The sequence below is a fragment of the Rhodococcus sp. NPDC003348 genome (assembly GCF_053589375.1).
The window spans coordinates 13,187-34,577 of sequence record NZ_JBSFRT010000034.1 but is presented as its reverse complement, the minus strand read 5'-3'; the positions used below and the strand labels follow the sequence as shown (position 1 = coordinate 34,577).

The 21,391-nt window shown below is 71.0% G+C and carries 15 protein-coding genes; 7 read left to right on the top strand and 8 right to left on the bottom strand.

What is annotated here, in order from left to right:
* Genes murJ through ACWDU4_RS20625 form a run of 4 tightly spaced genes read right to left on the bottom strand, consistent with a single transcriptional unit; the run spans position 1 to position 3,183 of the window.
* Positions 1–1,482, bottom strand: a complete 1,482-nt coding sequence (gene murJ / locus ACWDU4_RS20640; RefSeq protein WP_450115785.1) for a murein biosynthesis integral membrane protein MurJ — start codon at positions 1,480–1,482, stop codon at positions 1–3.
* Complete coding sequence (locus tag ACWDU4_RS20635; protein WP_450115784.1) at positions 1,395–2,156, bottom strand: lysophospholipid acyltransferase family protein; 762 nt, start codon at positions 2,154–2,156, stop codon at positions 1,395–1,397. Before ACWDU4_RS20635 ends, murJ begins: the two co-directional genes overlap by 88 nt.
* Positions 2,092–2,397: an MGMT family protein gene (locus ACWDU4_RS20630; RefSeq protein ID WP_450115783.1), complete on the bottom strand. Its 306-nt coding sequence runs from the start codon at positions 2,395–2,397 to the stop codon at positions 2,092–2,094. The genes ACWDU4_RS20635 and ACWDU4_RS20630 overlap by 65 nt, the downstream gene beginning before the upstream one ends.
* Complete coding sequence (locus ACWDU4_RS20625; protein WP_450115812.1) at positions 2,398–3,183, bottom strand: alpha/beta fold hydrolase; 786 nt, start codon at positions 3,181–3,183, stop codon at positions 2,398–2,400.
* A 243-nt stretch (positions 3,184–3,426) separates the two neighbouring features.
* Here ACWDU4_RS20625 and ACWDU4_RS20620 point away from each other — a divergent pair, with 243 nt between their 5' ends.
* Together ACWDU4_RS20620 and ACWDU4_RS20615 are read left to right on the top strand one after the other, a co-directional pair.
* Complete coding sequence (locus tag ACWDU4_RS20620; protein ID WP_450115782.1) at positions 3,427–6,702, top strand: ATP-dependent helicase; 3,276 nt, start codon at positions 3,427–3,429, stop codon at positions 6,700–6,702.
* A complete protein-coding gene (locus ACWDU4_RS20615; protein WP_450115781.1) occupies positions 6,699–10,115 on the top strand; it encodes an ATP-dependent helicase in 3,417 nt (1,138 codons plus the stop codon). Before ACWDU4_RS20620 ends, ACWDU4_RS20615 begins: the two co-directional genes overlap by 4 nt.
* Here the strand turns inward: ACWDU4_RS20615 and ACWDU4_RS20610 are convergent.
* Positions 10,059–10,430 (bottom strand): DoxX family protein, encoded by a 372-nt coding sequence (locus tag ACWDU4_RS20610; RefSeq protein WP_450115780.1) that lies wholly within the window; start codon positions 10,428–10,430, stop codon positions 10,059–10,061. The two genes, ACWDU4_RS20615 and ACWDU4_RS20610, sit on opposite strands and share 57 nt — an antisense overlap.
* Before the next feature lie 207 nt (positions 10,431–10,637).
* Between ACWDU4_RS20610 and ACWDU4_RS20605 the strand changes: the two genes are divergently transcribed.
* Positions 10,638–11,699, top strand: coding sequence for a potassium channel family protein (locus tag ACWDU4_RS20605; protein ID WP_450115779.1), 1,062 nt, complete (start codon positions 10,638–10,640; stop codon positions 11,697–11,699).
* A 180-nt stretch (positions 11,700–11,879) separates the two neighbouring features.
* Here ACWDU4_RS20605 and ACWDU4_RS20600 read toward each other — a convergent pair whose 3' ends face one another.
* Positions 11,880–13,169, bottom strand: coding sequence for an MFS transporter (locus ACWDU4_RS20600; RefSeq protein WP_450115778.1), 1,290 nt, complete (start codon positions 13,167–13,169; stop codon positions 11,880–11,882).
* A gap of 262 nt (positions 13,170–13,431) precedes the next feature.
* On the opposite strand from ACWDU4_RS20600, the gene nudC reads away from it, so the two are divergent.
* A complete protein-coding gene (gene nudC, locus ACWDU4_RS20595; protein ID WP_450115811.1) occupies positions 13,432–14,313 on the top strand; it encodes an NAD(+) diphosphatase in 882 nt (293 codons plus the stop codon).
* 151 nt (positions 14,314–14,464) lie between these two features.
* On the opposite strand, the gene ACWDU4_RS20590 is transcribed toward nudC, so the two are convergent.
* On the bottom strand, positions 14,465–14,722 hold the full coding sequence (locus tag ACWDU4_RS20590) for a mycoredoxin (RefSeq protein ID WP_450115777.1): 258 nt from the start codon (positions 14,720–14,722) through the stop codon (positions 14,465–14,467).
* Positions 14,723–14,854: 132 nt separating this feature from the next.
* Between ACWDU4_RS20590 and ACWDU4_RS20585 the strand changes: the two genes are divergently transcribed.
* Positions 14,855–17,044: an ATP-dependent DNA helicase UvrD2 gene (locus tag ACWDU4_RS20585; RefSeq protein WP_450115776.1), complete on the top strand. Its 2,190-nt coding sequence runs from the start codon at positions 14,855–14,857 to the stop codon at positions 17,042–17,044.
* Positions 17,045–17,545: 501 nt separating this feature from the next.
* Complete coding sequence (locus tag ACWDU4_RS20580) at positions 17,546–17,839, top strand: WhiB family transcriptional regulator (RefSeq protein ID WP_450115775.1); 294 nt, start codon at positions 17,546–17,548, stop codon at positions 17,837–17,839.
* A gap of 74 nt (positions 17,840–17,913) precedes the next feature.
* Here ACWDU4_RS20580 and ACWDU4_RS20575 read toward each other — a convergent pair whose 3' ends face one another.
* The gene (locus ACWDU4_RS20575) at positions 17,914–18,852 is read right to left on the bottom strand and encodes an exodeoxyribonuclease III (RefSeq protein ID WP_450115774.1); all 939 of its coding nucleotides are present in this window, start codon (positions 18,850–18,852) and stop codon (positions 17,914–17,916) included.
* A gap of 173 nt (positions 18,853–19,025) precedes the next feature.
* Between ACWDU4_RS20575 and ACWDU4_RS20570 the strand changes: the two genes are divergently transcribed.
* The gene (locus ACWDU4_RS20570; RefSeq protein WP_450115773.1) at positions 19,026–21,383 is read left to right on the top strand and encodes an arylsulfatase; all 2,358 of its coding nucleotides are present in this window, start codon (positions 19,026–19,028) and stop codon (positions 21,381–21,383) included.
* Positions 21,384–21,391: the final 8 nt, after the last annotated feature.

The window sequence follows — 21,391 nt, the reverse complement described above, 5'->3', positions numbered from 1 at the left end:
TCAACTGGACAAGAGAGCCGCAGCGTTGCGCACCTCTGGGATGCCGATCTTCTTTGCCGCAATGAGGAATGTGGGAACCCCGAAGACGACCACCGCCGTCAGGGCTGCAGCAGCGGCCTGCCGTGGGTTACCGAGCAGGTGGTGCGACAGCCCGACAAGAAGGAGGCAGACCACTCCGGTGGCGATCGACGCCCAAAGCACCCGCGCGAATGTCCCGAGCACGATGTGGAAGCCGAGCAGCCCGTAACGGCGACGTAGGACCAGGTGTCCGCTGATGGCACCCACGAGGTAGGACAGTGAACTCGCGACCGGGAGCATCACCACGATCGCCTTGTCCGGGAGCATTGCGACGGCGAGGGCGACGACTGCGATCTTCGCGGCCACCATGCCGGCGTTGATCACTGCGGGTGCGCGCATGTCACCGCCCGCGTAGAAGACACGCAGTTGCAGCATGACCAACGCGAACGGGGGCAATCCGAATGCCGACAGTGCGAGCGCGACACCGATGAGGCGTGCGGCGTCCACATCGACGCGGCCGACGAAAATCACCGTGGTCAGCATCGGACCGAGGAGGGTCATCGCGACCGCGGCGGGGACGAGCGCGACCACCGAGTACCGGGCAGCGCGGCCCATGTCGGCGACCACCGCGTCGCGGTCCCCGACAGCTACCGCTTGGGAAATGCGTGGCATGAGCACGGTCAGCAGGGACACTCCGAGGATCCCGTACGGCACCTGGAACAGCAGGTCGGCGTACGTGTAGGTGGAGACACCGCCGTGACTGAACGCCACACCGAGCACGAGCGCGACCCCCGCCTGACTGATCGCGACGTACAGCAGTACCCACCCGGCCAGTCTCGTGCCGGCGCGGACCGGTCGCCATGTGTACGGCACCGGCCGCACCCGCCAACTCCACCGGAATCCGGTACGTCGCAACGCAGCCACCGTCCAGATGGCCTGTCCCACGATACCGATCGTGGTTCCGACACCCAGAATCAGAACTTGGGTAGTGGTCATCGTTGACGGCAACAACGTCACAGGTCCCGGTACCGCCGCGAAGATCCCGACCGTCGTAAGCACGATCAGATTGTTGACCACCGGCGCCCAGGCCGCGGGCGCATAACTGTCACGCACGTTCAGCACGGCCGTCACGGTCGCGGCGACCGCGTAGAAGAAGATTTCCGGCAACAACAGGTACGCCAGCACCGTCGCCAATTGCGACTGCTCCGCATCGGACACCAGCGCGGCGACCAGCAACGGCGCGCACGCCACCGCCAGGACGGTGATGACCGCGGCCGCGAGAACCGTTGCCAGCAGTAGACGCTGCGTGAAGATCCGCGAGTACGTTCGACCACGGAGCCGCGCACGCGCAAGCACCGGGATGAAGACGCTGCTCATCACGCCGCCGAGAAGAAGCTCGTACACCATGTTCGGCATGCTGTTCGCGCCGTTGTAGGCATCGCCGACCGCCGCTGTTCCCAACACGGCAGCCAACGCAAGGGTGCGGAGAAACCCTGTCGCTCGACTGGCCGCGGTTGCCAATGCGACAGCACCGGTCGCGCGCGCAAACCCGCTCTGAGAAACTGCCATCCGACCATCGTGCACGACCACGTGAGCCGGCGAGGGTTGCCCGCATCCGTGGCTGCGCGTCCGCCGTCCCCACCTGCGTTCCGAAAAGGTGCCAGCTCCGACGGTTCGAGGATCTCGACCCCAACCCTGCGGCACCACCACGGCACACAGGGATCGGGTCGGGTTCCCGTGATCCTCACCGGCACGAGGGGGACACAGGTGTCCATCGCGATGCGGACAGTGCCCGTGCGCCCTCGATGGAGACGACCATCGGGCGATCGTGTCCCCTCTGGGTGCTCCTCCGCTCGATGATCCGGGCCGCGGCCTCGAGCGCCGGTGACGCCCCCGCCCCCGTCGATCGACCGGGATCTGACCCAAGGCAGCGAAGAACCACCGTCGAACACGACCGTTGAAGCCGTCCCCGTTGCAGTACTCGGTCTTCGCCAGGAACGTGACCGCCTTCTCGCCGCCAGCGTCACGGTGATCCACCCGGACCCGAGCCTGTGGCCACCGGTTCGGTGTCGGCTACCCGATTCGGAACCGGTGCCGGGCGGCGCCGAGATCGATCCGCCCGTCGTGGATCGGAACATCTTCGGCGGCAAGACGTTCCAGCTGCCGTGCCGCGAGGTGCGGGGCGGGACGACCGGAGGCGGGCACCACCCGGTGCCACGGCAGGTCCGAGCTGTCGGTGCGCATGATCCAGCCGACCGTCCGCGGGCTCGTGAGGCCGGCCACCGCGGCGATGTCCCCGTAGGTGGCGACCCGCCCGGCAGGGATCGCCGCGACCAGGTCCCGGACGCGTTCGACCTGCTCCTCGGTGGTCGCGGCCATCTACAACAGCTTCTCGATCAGTGCGGCCACCTCGGCGGGCCGCGAGTTGGCGACCATGTGGTCGACGTCCATCTCCACCACCGTCAGCCGGTCGCCGAGGCGCTCGGCGAGGGCGGCGCGGAACGCGGGCGTCACGTACGGCGGCTGCACCCGCATCGCCTGAACCAGCACCGTCGGCAGGTCCGCGGGTGGGAGCACCATCGGCCGGGCCAGCTCACCCCACGACGCCACGACCGCGGGCACCGCGTATCGCCAGCCGACGCGCCCGTTGTCGAGCGTGATCAGGTGTTCGGCCATCTCCTCGTCGAGCACGCCCTCCGCGACGTCGGCCCAGGCGCCGTGCACCTTCTCCGACCGCGCCTCGGCGGCATCGGTGTAGTCGGGGTAGCGGACGGTCAGGTCGGCGATCTCGAGCATCCTCGCGGGATCGAGACCCATCGCCGGGTCGAGCAGGAGCAGCGCCCGCACCTTCTCCGGTGCGCGGGCGGCCAGGTGTACCGCGACCGCGCCGCCGTACGAGTGCCCGACGAGGACCACCGGTTCCGTGGTTTCGGCGGCCAGCACCTCGAGCAGGGAGTCGACGTGGTCGGCGAGGCCCCACGGAGGGCTCCACGTCGACCGGCCGTGCCCGCGCAGGTCGGGCGCGATCATCCGGGCGCGCGGCAGGTGCCCGTCCGCCAGATGTCGCCACCTCTTGCCGTGGCCCGTCAGCCCGTGCAGGGCGAGGACCGGAGGCCCGCCGACGGGGCCGAAACGATGGATCTTCAGGTCGGACACGGCAGTTATTGTGCCCGACCGCGCGGGGGCGGGCCGGGCGTGGTTCAGGCCGGTTCGCGACAGTGCAGGTGCACGACGCCCGATCTGAAGCGGTGCTCGTCGACCAACTCGGGTTCACGAACAGGTGGTACTCGTAGACCGGGCCCGCCCGGTGGCGGCGTCAACGGTGGGCAACGTGCAGCCCGACGGAGCCGGCGCCGGTGGGACGACGCTCGCGCGGGGCTGTCGGTGGACCGTGATGGAATGCCCGTCATGAGCGACGAGCGGGCGGATCGGCCGGGCACCACCCTGGTGCGGCGCGTCGCGCGTACCCCGGACCGTCGCACCTGGGGGCCGGAGGTTGCCCCGTTGCTCGCCGCGGCCTCGGCACGCGGGAACCGCGACCGGCGGCCGTGGCAGGTGCTCGGCGGCCCGGGTACCGGCAAGACGTCCCTGATCGTCGATCTCGCCGCCGCCCGGATCGGTGGACCGGACGGCGACCCGGAATCCGTTCTCGTACTGACGCATTCGCGTAAGGCCGCGACTGCGGTGCGGGAGCAGATCACCACCGCACTGCTCGGGGCGGGGGAGTCGAGGGCCACCCGCGAGCCGTTGGTGCGGACGGTGCACTCGTACGCGTTCGCGGTGCTGCGACTGCAGGCGGCTGCGCACTCGAACCCGCCACCGCGGCTCATCACCGGTGCCGAGCAGGACGCCGTGCTGCGCGAGCTGCTGCGCGGCGACCTGGAGGACGGCGCGGACTACTGGCCCGAGCGGCTTCGCCCGGCGCTGCCGATGGTCGGGTTCGCGGCGCAGCTGCGCGACCTGATGCTCCGCGCCGGGGAACGCGGCCTCGGCCCCGAGGACCTGATCCGGCTCGGGCGCGAGCACGACCGGCCCGAATGGGTGGCGGCGGGCACGTTCGTCACCCGGTACGAGCAGGTGATGCTGCTGCGCGGTTCCGTCGGTGTCGAGGCACCGGAGGCCACCGCGCCGGCGCTCGATGCCGCCGAACTTGTCGGTGCCGCGCTGACCGCCTTCGCCACCGACCCCGACCTGCTGGACCGCGAACGCGCCCGGATCCGGTGCCTGCTCGTCGACGACGCCCAGCACCTCGACCCGCAGGCGGCCGAGCTCGTGCGGCTGCTCGGACGCGGCGCGGACCTCGCGATGGTGGCCGGCGATCCCGACCAGGCGGTGTTCGGGTTCCGCGGCGCCGACGCCCGGTACCTGACCGACCTCGCCGATCCGGGCAGCGACCGGCAGGTGGTGCTGCGCACGAATCACCGCAGCGCCCAGAAGATCTCCGCGGTCACCGCGCGCATCGCGGGCCGGCTTCCCGGGCTGCCGCCGCACCGGGGAGCGCGGCCCGTCACGGACGAGGCGGGCGACGCCTCGGTCGCCGTCCTCGCGACCGCGGGCAAGGAGTCGGCCCTGATCGCCGACACCCTGCGGCGTGCGCACCTGCGCGACGGCGTGCCGTGGTCGCGGATGGCGGTGATCGTCCGTTCGGTACCGCGGGTGCTCGCGCCCCTGCGACGGTCGCTGCTCGCGGCCGGGGTGCCGGTCACCACCGCCGCCTCCGAACTGCCACTGGCGCGGCAGCATGCGGTCGGCGGGCTGCTGCTCGCGCTGCGGGCGATCGCCGGCGGACCGTTCACCGGTGAGGACGCGCTCGCGCTGGTGTCCGGGCCGGTCGGCGGCGCGGACCCGGTCACACTGCGTCGGTTGCGCCGTGGGCTGCGCCGCGTGGAACTTGCCGCCGGGGGCGAGCGGGATTCCGCGGAACTCCTGCGCGCCCTGATCGTCGAGGGCGAGCAGGAACACCAGCAGGTGGTCGACAAGCTGACCGACGGCGAATTCGGCGCCCTGCGCCGCACCTTGACCGTGCTGTCCCGGTCCAGGAAGGCGTACCGCGAGGGCCGTGGCGTCGAGTTCGTGCTGTGGTCGTGCTGGCAGGCGACCGGACTGGAGAAGCGGTGGTCGGCGGCGTCCGTGCGCGGCGGCCCGATCGGTGCGCAGGCCGACCGCGACCTGGACGCCGTGGTCGCGCTGTTCGACGCGGCCGCCAACTATGTCGACCGACTGCCCCGGGCCAGCCTCGCCGGGTTCGTGGACTACCTTGCCGACCAGGAGATCCCGTCCGACCCGCGGTCCGCGGCGGCGGGGCCGGAGGCCGTGTCGGTGCTCAGTGCGCACGCCGCGGCGGGCCGGGAGTGGGACGTCGTCGTGGTCGCCGGCGTCCAGGAGGGATTGTGGCCGGGGCTGCGCGCCCGCGGCACCCTGCTCGGTACCGAGGCCCTCGTCGACCTGACCGCAGGCGTCGCCGACCCCGGCGAGACCACGCTGTCGCGGACGGCGCCGCTGCTGGCCGAGGAACGCCGGCTGTTCCTGCTGGCGTGCAGTCGCGCCCGTCGCACCCTTCTCGTGACGGCGGTGCGCGCGGCCACCGGCGACGCCGACCTGGAACCGTCCCGGTTCGTCGACGAGCTGCTCGGCGCCGACGAGGAACTCGGCGACTCGGCCGCCGACCTGGCACCCGCCCTGCCGAGCCGGGTGCTGGCGCTGCCGTCCTTGATCGCGGAACTGCGCCGCGTGGTGTGCGACCCGGAGCTCGCCGACACCGATCCCGACAAGCAGCACCGCGCGGCAACCCAGCTCGCCCGGCTCGCCCGCGCCGGGGTGCGCGGCGCCCACCCCGAACACTGGTACGGGGTGGCCGACCCCAGCACCACCGAGCCGCTGTGGCGGCCCGAGGACGGCCCGGTCCCGTTGTCCCCGTCCACGATCGAGCAACTCGACGCGTGCCCGCTGCGATGGGCGCTCGAACGCCACGGCGGCAGCGACGGGGAGAACACGCACGCCGTCACCGGCACCCTCGTGCACACCCTGGTGCAGGCGGTGGCCGGGAAGATGCCACCCGACCAGGTGCGCCGGGCCCTCGCGACCGCGTGGGACGCAGTCGATCTGGGATCGCAGTGGTATTCGCGCCGCGAGATGGACCGGACCGCGCAGATGATCGACTCGTTCTCCGAGTGGCTGCGGCGCACCCGCGGTGAACTGACCGAGGTCGGTGTGGAGGTCGCAGTCGACGGGGTGCTCGAGGCCCGCGTGGAGGGGGAGCCGGCGGTGCTGCTGCGCGGCCGGATCGACCGGCTCGAACGCGACGCGGACGGCCGCCCCGTCGTCGTGGACGTCAAGACCGCTCGCACCCCGGTCAGCAAGGAGACCGCCCAGCAGCACGCTCAGCTCGCCACCTATCAGCTCGCAGCCGCGCGGGGCGCGATCGACGGCGAGCCCGCCGCGCAGCCCGGCGGCGCGCGACTGGTCTTCGTGGCCAAGGCGAACCGCAAGGACGGCGCCACCCAGCGACTGCAGGAACCGCTGACCGAGGAAACCGAGGAACAGTGGCTCGACGTGGTGCACGCGGCAGCGGCGGCGACCCAGGGCCCCGGATACTGGGCACGGCCGAACGACGGGTGCCGGCACTGCCCGGTGATCGGGAGCTGCCCGGCCCAGGAGGAGGGACGGCAGGTGACCCAGTCGTGAGCGCCCGGATCTCGCCCGCGGCGGTGGCCGCCGCACTCGGGCAGTTCCCGCCGACCCCGGAGCAGGCCGCGGTGATCGCCGCGCCGCTCGGCCCGACCCTGGTCGTCGCAGGCGCGGGCGCGGGAAAGACCGAGACGATGGCCGCGCGCGTGGTGTGGCTCGTCGCCAACGGACTCGTCGACCCGGAACAGGTGCTCGGCCTGACCTTCACGCGAAAAGCCGCACAGCAGTTGACCTCCCGGATCCGCAAACGCCTCGCGCGCCTCGCGCATCCCGAGGTGGTCGGCGTGCTGGGGCTGAGCGAGGAACTGCGCGGCCGCATCCTCACCGGGGAACCGGAGGTCAGCACCTACCACTCCTACGCGGGCCGGCTGCTCACCGAGCACGGGTTGCTGCTGCCGATGGAACCGTCCGCCGAACTGCTGTCCGAGACCGCGCTGTGGCAGCTCGCGCACCGAGTCGTCAGCGCCTACGACGGCGACCTCGACACCGACCGCAACCCCACCTCGCTCACCGAGGCGGTGCTCGCGTTGTCCGGGCAGCTCGCCGAACACCTTGTCGAACCCGACGACCTGCGGGAGGCCCACACCGAGCTCGACAAGCTGATCCACACGTTGCCCGCCGGGCCACGGCAGCGCGGCGGGCCGAAGAAGGACCTGCTCGACCTGCTCGAGACCCAGCACGAGCGGGTGGCGCTGCTGCCGCTGGTACAGCGGGTCTCCGACGCGCTGCGCCGCGAGGGCGCCCTCGACTTCGGCAGCCAGATGTCCCTCGCCGCCCGCGTCGCCGCCGAACATCCCGAGGTCGGCTGCTCCGAACGGGAGCGGTTCCGGGTGGTGCTGCTCGACGAGTACCAGGACACCGGGCACGCGCAGCGCGTGCTGCTGTCGTCGCTGTTCGGTGGCGGCGAGGACGGTTCCCTCGCGCTGACCGCCGTCGGCGACCCGATGCAGTCCATCTACGGCTGGCGGGGTGCGTCGGCCGCGAACCTGCCCCGCTTCGCGACCGACTTCCCGCTGCCGGACGGGCGGCCCGCGCCACGCCTCGAGTTGCTGACCAGTTGGCGAAACCCTTCGGAGGCACTCGAACTCGCCAACGCCGCCTCGGCGTGTCTGCGCGAACTCGGGGTGCCGGTGCCGGAACTGCGTCCGAAACCCGATGTGGCGCCCGGCGACATCCGTCTCGCACTCCACGAGGACGTCGACCGCGAACGCGACTGGATCGCCGAACGGATCGCCGCCGAGTACGCCGACGCCGCCAACCGGGGCGAGGCGCCGCCGACCGCGGCGGTGCTGATCCGTCGCAACGCCGACGCCGCGCCGATCGCCGCGGCACTGCGCCGCAGGGGACTGCCCGTCGAGGTGGTCGGGCTCGGCGGCCTGCTGCACGTCCCCGAGGTCGCGGATGTGATCGCGATGCTCCGCCTGGTCGCCGACCCGCTCGCGGGCAGCGCGGCCGTGCGCGTCCTGACCGGTGCCCGCTGGCGACTCGGCGTCGCCGACCTCGCGGCCCTGTGGCGGCGGGCGCGGGAACTCGCGGTCGGCGCGGCGCGCGGCGCGGGAGGTGCGGTCACCGACGCCGCCAGCCTCGACCAGGCCCTGGACGCGGCGCTGCCCGGGGAGTACGCCGAGCAGGCAGGCCTGGCCGACGCGATCGCCGATCCCGGGGCGCCGTCACGGTATTCACCCCTCGGTCACGCCCGTATCGGCGCGCTCGCGGCGGAACTGACGTCGCTGCGCGAACGGATCGGGCAGCCGCTCACCGAACTCGTCGCCGAGGTGGAGCGGGTGCTCGGCATCGGCATCGAGGCACAGGCCCGGCTGCCGTGGACCGGCCCCGGTGGCGCCGGGCGCGAACACCTCGACGCGTTCGCCGACGCCGTCGCCGGCTACGGCCGCAACCCGTCCGCCACCCTGACCGGGCTGCTGGCCTTCCTCGCCGCGGCGGAGACGGTCGAGAACGGACTCGCCCCGGGCGAGGTCGAGGTCGCCCCGGACCGGGTGCAGGTGCTGACCGTCCACTCCGCGAAGGGGCTCGAATGGCAGGTCGTGGCCGTCCCGCACGTGGTCGAGGGGGTGTTCCCGTCCGGCACCGCGACCGGCACCTGGCTCGGCTCGGTCGCCGAACTGCCCCCGCAGTTGCGCGGAGACCGAGCCCAGGACGGTGACGGGTCCGACGGGGTGCCGGTGCTGGACCTGGAGAACGTCTGCGACCGCAAGGATCTCGAGGACGCGCTCACCGCCCACAAGGAGGCACTCGGGCGGCGCAAGCTCGAGGAGGACCGCCGGCTGTTCTACGTGGCGCTCACCCGCACCGAACGGGCGCTGTATCTGTCCGGGTACCACTGGTCCGAGTCCGGCAGCAAGCCGAAGGGGCCGTCGGAGTTCCTGACCGAGATGCGCGCGGTGGTCGAAATGTCATCGGAGGCCGGTCGTCCGATCGGGATCGTCGAGCACTGGGCTCCCGACCCCGAGCCGGACGTGGAGAACCCGCTCACCGCGGACCCGGTGAACGTGCAGTGGCCGCAGGACCCGTTGGGGGACAGGCGTACCGCGGTCGATCACGGGTCGGAGCTGGTGCTCGCCGCGCTGTCGGCGACCGAACCGGCCGCGGCTCCCGAGGCCGCCGACGAGAATCCGGACCCGGAGGGCTGGGCCGCGGACGTGGACGCGCTGCTCGCCGAGCGAGCGGCCCGGGCGGCGGCCCGGGCGGAGGTGGCACTGCCGAACCAGATGTCGGTCAGCCAGCTGGTGGACCTCGCGGCGGCCCCCGACGAGCTCGCCGCTCGCCTGCGCCGGCCGCTGCCGTTCCCGCCGAACCCGCTGGCACGCCGGGGCACCGCGTTCCACGCCTGGATCGAGCGCAGGTTCGGGGCGACCCGGCTACTGGACATGGACGAGCTGCCCGGCGCCGCGGACACCGACGGCGCCCCCGACGGTGACCTCGAGGCACTCCAGGAGGCATTCCTGCGGTCGCGGTGGGCGCACCGCAGCCCCGTCGAGGTGGAGGTGCCGTTCGAGACCTCCATCGCAGGCACCGTGGTGCGCGGCCGGATCGACGCGGTGTTCGCCGACCCCGACGGCGGGTGGACGGTGATCGACTGGAAGACCGGCGCCGAACCCAGCGCCGCGAACGAGCATGCCGTCGCAATGCAGTTGGCGGCGTACCGGATCGCGTGGGCGGAGCTGATGTCGGCGCGGGTGCTGGCCCGCGGCGGCGACCCCGTCGATCCCTCCCGTGTCCGGGCCGCGTTCCACTACGTGCGGACCGGCCGCACCATCGCACCCGAGGACCTGCCCGACGCCGCCGACCTGGTGCGCCTGATCGAGACCGCAGGCGCCGAGGCGACGGCGGGCTCAGCCCTTGCGCCGCACCTTCAGCGCGGCGACGACGAGCGGGATCTGCAGCGGTAGCCGGGCCACCGCGACGGCCTTCGCCGGCACCGACTTCCTGTCGCTGCGTAGCCAGTCGACCGCCATCTGGACGTTGGCCGGGAAGACGGCGACGAACAGGGCGGCCGCGAGGGTGCCGCCGATCCGGCGGGTGCGGGGCACCGCCAGCGTGGCCCCGATCGCGAGTTCGGCGGCGCCGGAGACCTGGGTGTAGGTGCGGGCGCGCCCCGGCAGCAGGCGCGGGACGATCGCATCGAACGGTTTCGGGGTGGCGAAATGCAGCGCACCGGAACCGAGCAGCAGCGAGGCGAGGGCGGGGGCGGGGGAGATGGGCACGGCTCCACCCTGGCCCACCGCGGTGGAACACGCCAGGGCTGGGGAGGTGACGGTGTCGTGGCCGGGGAGATGGGGGCCGTGTGGTCGCGGAGTCGGGTGCGGGGCCCGGGCGCGGGCGGGTCGGAAGACTGACCGCGTGGCCGCGCGCGATCCGCCGGTGGCGAGGGTTAGGCTCCCTGCCGATGTATGCGAACTGGAGTACCAACCATGGCCGGTAAGTTGCGCCAGCGACTGCGCGTCCAGGAGAACCTCACCGAGCGGCCCGACTACGCGCTGGTCGGTGTGTTGCGGATCCCGGAGGCGGTGCGCAGTCCCTCCCAGCTGATCTTCCGGCGCCTGATGATGGCCGCTGCGGTGCTGGCACTCGCCGTCGCCGTCGTGTACATCGACCGCGACGGGTACAAGGACGCGCAGGAGAACCCGCTGTCGCTGCTCGACTGCATCTACTACGCGACGGTCTCGCTGTCGACCACCGGATACGGTGACGTGACGCCACTGTCCCCGAGCGCGCGGCTGACCAACGTCCTCCTCATCACCCCACTGCGGGTGCTGTTCCTGATCATCCTGATCAGCACGACCTTGGCGGCGCTCACCGAACGGTCGCGACAGGCATACAAGATTCAGCGTTGGAGGCAGAGCATGCGCAATCACACCGTCGTCGTCGGCTACGGCACGAAGGGTCGGACCGCGGTCGACGCGATGCTCGGTGACGGCATCAAGCCGTCCGACATCGTGGTCGTGGACACCGACCAGGTGGTGCTGGACACGGCGGCCGGGCTCGGCCTGGTGACCGTGCTCGGCGACGCCACCAAGTCGGACGTGCTGCGCCTCGCCGGCGTGCAGAACGCGGCGTCGGTGATCGTCGCGGCGAACCGCGACGACACCGCCGTACTCGTGACGTTGACCGCGCGCGAGGTCGGTCCGAAGGCGAAGATCGTCGCCGCGATCCGGGAGACCGACAACGCTCACCTGCTGCGGCAATCCGGTGCCGACTCGGTGGTGGTCTCCTCCGAGACCGCGGGCCGCCTGCTCGGCATCGCGCGGACGACCCCGACGGTCGTGGAGATGATCGAGGACCTGCTCACGCCGGAGGCCGGGTTCGCCATCGCCGAACGAGAGGTCGAACCCGACGAGGTCGGCGGCTCGCCGCGGCACCTGTCCGACATCGTCCTCGCCGTGGTGCGCGACGGGCACCTCGTGCGGGTCGGCGCGCCCGAGGTGGACGCGGTCGAGGCGACCGACCGACTCCTCTACATTCGCCGCGTCTGATCCCGGTCGCGCGTACCCGCGCACCGCGCGCCGATTCCGGCCCACCGGCAGTTGTCCGCCTCGATGGTGGGAGACCGCCGGGATGACCTGAAAATGGCCCGGCGGTGTCGGATCGAGTCGAGGCAGACGGTCCGGGCGCCCGCCGTTCGGTGAACGTCGGTGCGCAGGGCCGGGTTCGGGTCAGCCCAACGGCTCGAGAATTCCCTGTGGCGCAGATGGCACGGGGCGCTTCTCCGACATGAACCGACCGGTCGCGAACACCACGGCGCACGCGAGCACCGCCAGGCCCGCCCCGACCGCCACCGAGATCGCGGCCGAATGGCCACCCGAGTCGGCGACCTCCCCACCGAACCAGTTGCCGACCGCGGTGCCCAGGGTGATGCCGGCGCTGAGCAGGGTCATGACGAAGCCGAGCCGCCGCGCGGGTGTCCGGTCGCCCGCAACCTTGAACAGCGTCACGAGGATCGGGCCGATCGGGGCGCCGATCAGCAGCAGGACGACCGCCATCTGCCACGGAACACCCGGCAGCCACAGCAAGGCCAGCGCAGGGACCAGCACGACGGCACACGCAAGCCACCGCGTCGACGCGGTCAGACGATGACTCCACCGAGACACGCTCAATGCAGCTGCGCCGGACGTCAATCCGAGTGCCGCATAGATGAGCCCGCCGCTCCCCGGATGCCCGGTCTCGTCGGCGAAGACCGCGGTCGTGGTGGCCAGCGAGCCGAAAATCGTTCCGACACCCACCATGCCGGCGAGGAGAACCGAAACCAGGCTCCACGGCACCGGGACCGGCTGGTCGCCGAGTTCCCGATCGGCGGTCGGGCCGCTCCTCGTCACGGGAGCCGCGAAGTCGGCGCTGGGGTGCAGCGCAAACCAGGGGACCACGATCGCGGTGAGCGCGACGATCACATAGAGCGGTGCTGCGGGGCCGAAAATCGAGGCGATGATGCCAACGGCCGCGGGACCGAGGACGAAGCCGAGTTCGTCGATCGTGCCTTCGTAGCCCTGCGCTTCCGCCACGGCCCGCTCCGAACCGCGTTCGGACAGCCCCCGGATCCAGCGCACTCGGGTCATCGGACCACACTGCGGCACCACGATGCCGGCGGCGACCGCCGCGACGAGCAGAGGCGGTGACACGGTGTGAGCATCACCGCCGGTTGCCCCGGTGGCGAGCACTGCGATGACGGCCGCCGCATAGGCCACGGTCGCGACGAGGAGGGTCAACCGTTGGCCCCAGCGATCGGATGCCACCCCGGACAGTGGTGCGCCGACAGCGACACCGACACCCGTTGCGGCCGCGGCGATGCCGGCTGCGGCGAAATCGGACGACGACGCGACGACATAGGTGAGAACACCCATGACCAGCATCGACAGCGGCAGTCGAGCCAACGCCGATATCGGGAAGTACGCGGTTCCGACGAGATCGTGCATGGCACGGAAGTGGGAAGGGTTCGAGTTGTGGGTCATCCGCACCTTTTCGGACGGTTTTCTCCATGGAGAAACCACGCGCGGCGTCCCTGCCTCCCGCCGTGCCGAACCCTGAAGCAACCCGCCGAGTCTAACGGAACGTTCGCGCATGCCACCGGCGGCAAGTTCGACCGCAATGTCGGCGACGGAGAATCCGCCCGGGGGCGACGCGCGGTTCCGCTGCTCGCCACCGCCTCTCCACGCGCCTGCTGCCGACGTCCGCGCCGTGTCCACCTAATGTGGGTGCGTGGCTGATTTCGTGATGACCGAGGTCCCGTTGCTGTCGCGCTCGGCGCTCGATCGGGCGGAGGAATTGCGTTCCGACACCGACGCGTTGCGCGCCGGATGGGCGGAGGCGCTGGTGTTGCGGATCAACCATCGCGGACAGGCGCGTGTCGACGGAACGGACCTGGTGCTCGAACCGGCCATCTCGCTCGGTGACGAACCCGTCTCGGGCGCGGTGTTCCTCGGCCGACGCGAGGGCCGTCACCTGTGGGCGGTGCGCGTGCCTGCGATGACCGGCGAACTCGCCGACCTCCGCATGATCGGGCACCGACTCGACGATTCCAGTGCGGGCCTGCTGACCACCGCGGTCGCGGTGCTGAACTGGCACGCCGCCGCCGGATTCAGCGCAATCGACGGGGCGACGACCACGCCGACGATGGCCGGCTGGTCACGGCTCAGCAGCAGCACCGGCCACGAGGAGTTCCCACGCACCGACCCGGCCGTGATCTGCCTGGTGCACGACGGCGCCGATCGGGTGCTGCTGGCGCGCAACGGAACCTGGCCCGAGCGGCGGTTCTCGGTGCTGGCCGGGTTCGTGGAGGCCGGGGAATCGCTGGAGTCGTGTGTGGCGCGGGAAATCGCGGAGGAGGTCGGGGTGACGGTTCACGACATCCGATACCTCGGTAGTCAGCCGTGGCCGTTCCCGCGGTCGGTGATGATCGGCTTCTCGGCGGTTGCGGATCCCGATGCGCCGCTGATCTTCGCCGACGGGGAGATCGCGGAGGCCCGCTGGTTCGGTCGCGACGAGGTGCGCGACGCGCTCGCGCTGGGGGACTGGTCGTCGCCCGCGGAGGCGCCGCTACTGGTCCCCGGCTCGGTCTCCATCGCCCGCGGCATGCTCGAGGCGTGGGCCAAGTAGCCGGCTCCGCCGGCGCGGCCAAGTAGCCGGCTCCGCCTGCGCGGCGAAATAGCCGGCTCCGCCGGCGTGGCCAAGTAGCCGGCTCCGCCTGCGCGGCGGACACACGGCGACGGCCGCCTCCTCCCGGGGGGCGGCCGTCGTGCGGTCCGGCTCAGACGCCGAGGACCTTCTTCACCTCGGCGAGGCTGGGGTTGGTGGCCGTGCTGCCGTCCGCGAACTTCACGGTCGGGACGACGTGGTTGCCGCCGTTGACGCTGCCGACGAACTCGGCCGAGGCGGGATCGTCCTCGATGTCGATCTCGACGTAGCTGATGCCGTTCTCGTCCAGCTGCTTCTTGAGCCGGCGGCAGTACCCGCACCAGGTGGTCGAGTACATGGTCAGGGCGGGGGCGGTCTCGGTTGCGGTCACGCGGCTTATAACACCACGGTCGCGGCGAATTGTTCCGTGCCGCGTCGCCGCCGGTGAGTGATCTTCACCCCAACGAGGGTGAAAAACACTCACATGCGGCGCAGGCGCATCAGGCTGTCGGACCGCCCTGTCATGATGGAGTCCATGTCAGCGCGCGCCCAGGATTCCCGAGACAACGTCACCGGTGACAACGTCGAGGGCCTGGACCCGCAGCAATCCGCCGCCGTCCTCGCGCCGCGCGGTCCCGTCTGCGTCCTCGCGGGTGCGGGCACCGGCAAGACCCGCACCATCACGCACCGGATCGCCCGGCTGGTCGCGGACGGTCACGTCGCGGCCGGTCAGGTCCTCGCCGTGACGTTCACCGCGCGAGCCGCGGGCGAGATGCGTGGCCGGCTGCGCACCCTCGGCATCGGCGAGGGCGCCAACCAGGTGCAGGCCCGTACCTTCCACGCCGCGGCGCTGCGGCAGTTGCGGTACTTCTGGCCGCAGGTGATCGGCGACACCCAGTGGGAGCTGGTGGACCGCAAGTTCGCGATCGTCGCGCAGGCGGCGAACCGCGTGGGATTGCCGACCAACACCGAGAGCGTGCGGGACCTGGCCGGGGAGATCGAGTGGTCGAAGGCGTCGCTGGTCGCGCCGGAGGACTACCCGGCCGCCGCGGCCCGGATGCGCCGCGAGCCCCCGGCCGACGCGGCGAAGGTGGCCGACGTGTACGCAGCGTACGAGTCGCTCAAGGTCCGCGGCGACACGATGCTCCTCGACTTCGACGACCTCCTCCTGCACACCGCAGGCGCCCTCGAGGAACACACCGCGGTGGCGCAGGAGTTCCGGGACCGCTACCGCTGCTTCGTCGTCGACGAGTACCAGGACGTCACGCCGCTGCAACAGCGGGTCCTCGACGCCTGGCTCGGCGAACGCGACGACCTGACCGTCGTCGGCGACGCCAACCAGACCATCTACTCGTTCACCGGAGCGTCGCCGCGCTACCTGCTGGACTTCTCCAGGCGGTTCCCGGACGCGACGGTCGTCCGTCTCGAACGCGACTACCGGTCCACGCCCGAGGTGGTCTCGCTGGCGAACCAGGTCATCGGGGCCGCACGCGGGCGGATCGCAGGCACCCGGCTGCAACTGATCGGCCAGCGCCCGCCCGGCCCGGCGCCGACGTTCGCCGAGTTCGACGACGAGCCCGCGGAGGCCGCGGCGGTCGCGCGGTCGGTGAAGAAGCTGATCGACTCCGGAGTGCCCGCCGCGGAGATCGCGGTGCTGTACCGGATCAATGCGCAGTCGGAGGCGCACGAGCAGGCGCTCACCGAACTCGGCATCCCGTTCCAGGTCCGAGGTGGCGAGGGGTTCTTCACCCGGCCGGAGGTCCGGCAGGCCGTCGGCGCGTTGCGGCAGACCGCATCCCGCGAGGACCTGCCGGACGGCGCGGACCGCGGCCAGGCTCTGGTGACACTGGTGCGGGCCGTGCTCGTGCCGATGGGCCTGACCGACACCGAGCCCGCCGGTGCGCAGGCCCGAGAGAAGTGGTCGTCGCTCACCGCGCTCGTCACGTTGACGGAGGAGCTGCTCGTTCACCAGCCCGACCTCGACCTGGCCGGGCTGCTACGCGACCTCGCCGCCCGCGCCGAGTCCCGGCACCCTCCGACCGTCCAGGGCGTGACGCTGGCGTCGTTGCACGCCGCGAAGGGTCTCGAATGGGACGCGGTGTTCCTGGTCGGGCTCACCGACGGCACCCTGCCGATCCAGCATGCGTTGGGCGACAAGTCGACTCCGCCCGACGAGGCGGCGGTCGAGGAGGAGCGCCGGCTGCTGTACGTCGGGGTCACCCGTGCCCGCGAGCACCTGCAGCTGTCGTGGGCGTTGTCCCGAACGGCGGGTGGACGCCGCTCACGCCGCCGGTCGAGGTTCCTGTACGACCTCGTTCCGGAGGATTCGCCGGCCTCCCGGATCGCGGCACCCGTCGCGCAGAAGAAGCGGCCCCGCTGCCGGGTCTGCGGAAAACAACTCCTCGGCACGGCTGCGACGATGCTCGGCCGCTGTGAGACCTGCCCGTCGAACATCGACGCCGCGTTGTTCGCCTCGCTCAAGACGTGGCGGCTGGAGAAGGCGAAGGAACTGAAGGTGCCCGCGTACGTCGTCTTCAGTGACACCACCCTCACCGCGATCGCCGAGCAACAGCCCAGTGACGACCGTGCACTGGTCGCGATCCCGGGGATCGGCGCGAAGAAACTGGAACGGTTCGGCGCCGACGTCCTGGCGGTGGTGCGCGGGGAGGATCCGCTCTCCGTCGCGCAGCCGACCCTCATCGAGGGCGCATAACCGCAGGTCAAAAATGGGTTGTGCGGTTCCGGCGGTACCGCTTACCCTGGTTTTCGACGTTGCGGGCTTTCGGCCTGCCGTCACGGCCGGCCTGCGATGCTCGCGCATCGACGGGATAGCACGAACGACAGTTGTCGCACGAACGACAGCGGTCGCACACAGGAGAGGGAGGTGATCGGAACCATGATCGATCGGAACAGCAGCGCGCAGGGATACGCGTCGTCCGTTCTTGTCGGCGGCGCCGCTCACTTGCCCGCCGCCATGTGGGCGGAGGCGCCGAAGCGCGTCGTCCGCCGTCGCACACATGCAGCAGCCCTGTCGTCCGTGCCCCGGATCGCACACCGAGACCACACTCGGTAGCAATCTCCTCCCCGGCCACGGACGCCCCAGCGGACCGTGGCCATTCGTGTTTTCGAGTACCTCCCCGGAAGGGGACGACGCTCCAGGACAGGTCACCGGTTCGCACCCCGAACCCATCGACGAGTCCGTAAGGAGCACGACGTGTCCACCGCGACAGTCCGCACCATCACCGAACCCACCATCACCGGGCCGGTGCAGCGCGAATTGCCTTGCCGTGCCGACAATCCCGACCTCTGGTTCGGGGAGACCCCCGCCGAACTGGAAACGGCCAAGTCCCTCTGCGCACAGTGCCCGGTTCGGGCGCGCTGCCTGAGCGCGGCCCTCGACCGCGCCGAGCCGTGGGGTGTGTGGGGCGGAGAGATCCTCGACCACGGCGTCGTGATCGCCCGCAAGCGCCCCCGCGGCCGTCCCCGCAAGGTCGCCGTCTGCGCCTGAGGCGGCGCCGCACCGCCGCACCGCCGTTCGGCTCAAGGGCACCTTTGTACGCTTCAGGCGCACGAAGGTGCCCTTCAGCCGGGGGTGGGGCCGAGCGAATCGAGCTGGTAGTCGACGACGACCGGTGCGTGGTCACTCATCCGGCGGTCCGCGCTCGGCTCGCGGTCGGTGCCCGCGGCGACGGCCGCCCGCGCGAGCCCGGGCGTCGCGAGGTGGTAGTCGATACGCCACCCCGTGTCGTTGGCGAACGACTGCCCCAGCCACGACCACCACGAGTACGGGCCGTCGGTGTCGGGATGGTGGCTGCGGACGACGTCGACCAGCGTGCGGGGCGACAGGATGGAGCCGAACCACTCCCGTTCCTCGGGGAGGAATCCCTCGGCCTGGTTGCTGCGCCGCCAGTTCCGCACGTCGTGGCGGGTGTGCGCGATGTTGAGATCACCCATCAGCAGCAGTTCCCGGCCGCGGGCACGCGCGTCCAGACGCGAGCGCGTCAGCTGGCGCGCGAACCCGTCGAGAAAACGCATCTTGCGTTCGTAACGCGCACCGCCGTCCGGTGCCTCCCGCATCCGCCCCGGCTTCTGGAGATGCGCGGGCAGGCCCCCCTTCGGCAGGTACAGCGACGCGACGGTGATCGGCGCGTCGGCGAGGTCGACCTCGACGTACCGGCCCTGCGGGGCGAACTCCCGTAGTCCCCGGGCCAGCGGCACCGGGTCGAGTTCGGTCGTGTCGGTGTGGACTTCGCCGGGTGCCCGTACCAGGGCCGTGCCGCTCCACGTCCGCACCGCGACGGGAGCGTGCCGCGTCAGGACCGCGACGCCATTGCGTCCGGCCAGCACGCCCTCGTCGTAGGCGAGGTGACAGGAACCGAAGACTCCGGGGGGAATCGCCGCCGCGCGTGCGCGCACCTCCTGCAACGCGACCACGTCGGGTTCCCGCTCGGCCAGCCACTCCTCGAAACCGCGACGCTGCGCGGCCCGGATTCCGTTGATGTTGAAGGTCGCGATCCGCACGGTCGCCCAGTGTATGCAGCCGCGCCAGGCGGTCACCCGGATGGCGGCTGCGCGGTGTGTCGACCCGGAATTGCGTGTCCGGGTTCGCGAATACCGGTCTCGTGTCGACTCTAGCGATCGTCGGACCGATCGTGCTTGGCTGGAAGAGGGGACCCCGATGAGGAGCCGACATCATGGCCAAACCATTCCGAGGCGTCGTCAATCTCGACATTCGTGACTCGGTCCCGGACTGGGGACCGTACGAGCAGCCGAAGGCCCCGCCAGGTGTGCCGAACGTGCTCTACATCGTTCTCGACGACGTCGGGTTCGGTGCCCTGGGCTGCTACGGCGGCCCGATCGAGACACCGAACATCGATCGGATCGCGGCGAACGGGCTGCGGTACGGCCAGTGGCACACCACCGCCCTGTGCTCACCGACCCGATCCTGCCTGCTGACGGGCCGCAATCACACCACCAACGGTATGGCGTGCATCAGCGAGGCAGCTGTTGGCTTCCCCGGCGCGAACGGTCACATCCCACCCGAATGCGCCACCCTCGCCGAGATCCTGGTCGATCACGGTTTCAGCACCGCGATGGTCGGCAAGTGGCATCTGTGCGCCGAGGACGAGATGAACATGGCGTCCAGCAAACGGCACTGGCCGACCGGCCGCGGCTTCGACCGCTTCTACGGCTTCCTCGGTGCCGAGACTAACCAGTGGTACCCGAACCTCGTGCACGACAACCACACCGTCGAGCAGCCTGCCACCCCGGAGCAGGGCTACCACTTCAGCGTCGACATCACCGACAAGGCCATCGAGTACATCGACGACGTCAAGGCGATCGCGCCGGACCGGCCGGTGTTCCTGTACTACGCCCCCGGCTGCGCCCATGCCCCACACCATGTTCCGCAGGAGTGGGCGGACCGGTATCGCGGCAGGTTCGACGAGGGATACGAGGCGATCCGCGAGCGCACCCTCGCCCGGCAGAAGGAACTGGGTCTGGTCCCGGAGAACACCGAGTTGCCGCCGCTGAACCCGATCGGCACCCCCGACGGACGGACCGGTCCCGACGGGCAGCCGTTCCCCCCGTTGGACTACACGCGGCCCTGGGACACCCTGTCCGCCGACGAGCAGCGGCTGTTCGCCCGGATGGCCGAGGTGTATGCCGGTTTCCTGTCGCACTGCGACGACCAGATCGGTCGAATGCTGGACTATCTCGAGGAGATCGGCCAGCTCGACGACACGCTGATCATGCTGGTCGCCGACAACGGTGCCAGCGGTGAGGGCGGTCCCAACGGCTCGGTCAACGAGAACAAGATCGCCAACGGTGTGCCCGACGACCTGGCCGAGAACCTCGAGAAGCTGGACGAGCTGGGCGGCACCAAGACCTACAACCACTACCCCAACGGGTGGGCGATGGCGTTCAACACCCCGTTCAAGATGTGGAAGCGGTACTCGTTCAACGGCGGTACCTGCGATCCGTGCATCATCTCGTGGCCGGCGAACATCGCCGCCCGCGGTGAGACCCGAGACCAGTACCACCACGCCATCGACCTGGTGCCGACCGTGCTGGACTGTCTCGGCCTCGAACTGCCCGACGCGATCAAGGGTTACACGCAGCATCCGTTGCAGGGTGTGAGCATGCGCTACAGCTTCGACGCGAAGACCATCCCGACGGCGAAGCACACCCAGTTCTATTCGATGCTCGGCACCCGGGGGATCTGGCATGACGGGTGGAAGGCCGTCACCACCCATCCGGCGATCAGTGGGTGGAGTCATTTCCCCGACGACACCTGGGAGCTGTACCACACCGACGTGGATCGGGCCGAGCTGCGCGACCTCGCCGCCGAGGAGCCCGGCAAGCTCGCCGAACTCGTCGGCCTGTGGTTCCACGAGGCAGGCGCCAACCGGGCGTTCCCGCTCGACGACCGCTCGGCCGTCGAGATTCTCACCACCCCGCGTCCGCAGCTCGCGGCGCCCCGGAACCGCTACGTGTATCGGGGCGGGGGTGCCGAGGTGCCCGAGTCGGTCGCGGTCAACATCCGCAACCGGTCCTACTCGATCGGGGCCCTGGTCGATCTGCCCGGACCGGGAGCTGCCGGGGTGCTGCTCTCGCACGGCAGCCGGTTCGGCGGGCATGCCCTGTACGTCAAGGACAACCGGCTGCACTACGTGTACAACTTCCTCGGCAGCGAGGAGCAGCGCATCAGTGCGACCGAGGACTTGCCGACCGGGGAGAAACTGGTCTTGGCCGCGTCGTTCGACAAGGAGGGCGAGGACCCGCCCGGCACGGCTCACGGGGTGCTGCGCCTCTACTACGGCGACCGCCAGGTCGGCGAGGGCCGGATCCGGACCCAGCCCGGAAAGTTCGGCATCGCCGGCGAGGGTCTCACGGTGGGTCGCAGCACCGGGGAGACGGTCACCGACGACTACCCGGGCACCGCACCGTGGGCGTTCACCGGCGGGACCCTGGACCGGGTGGCGATCGATGTCAGCGGCGAACCGTACGTCGACCTCGAACGCGAGGCGGTCGCGATGCTCTCCCGTGAATGACGGGGGCG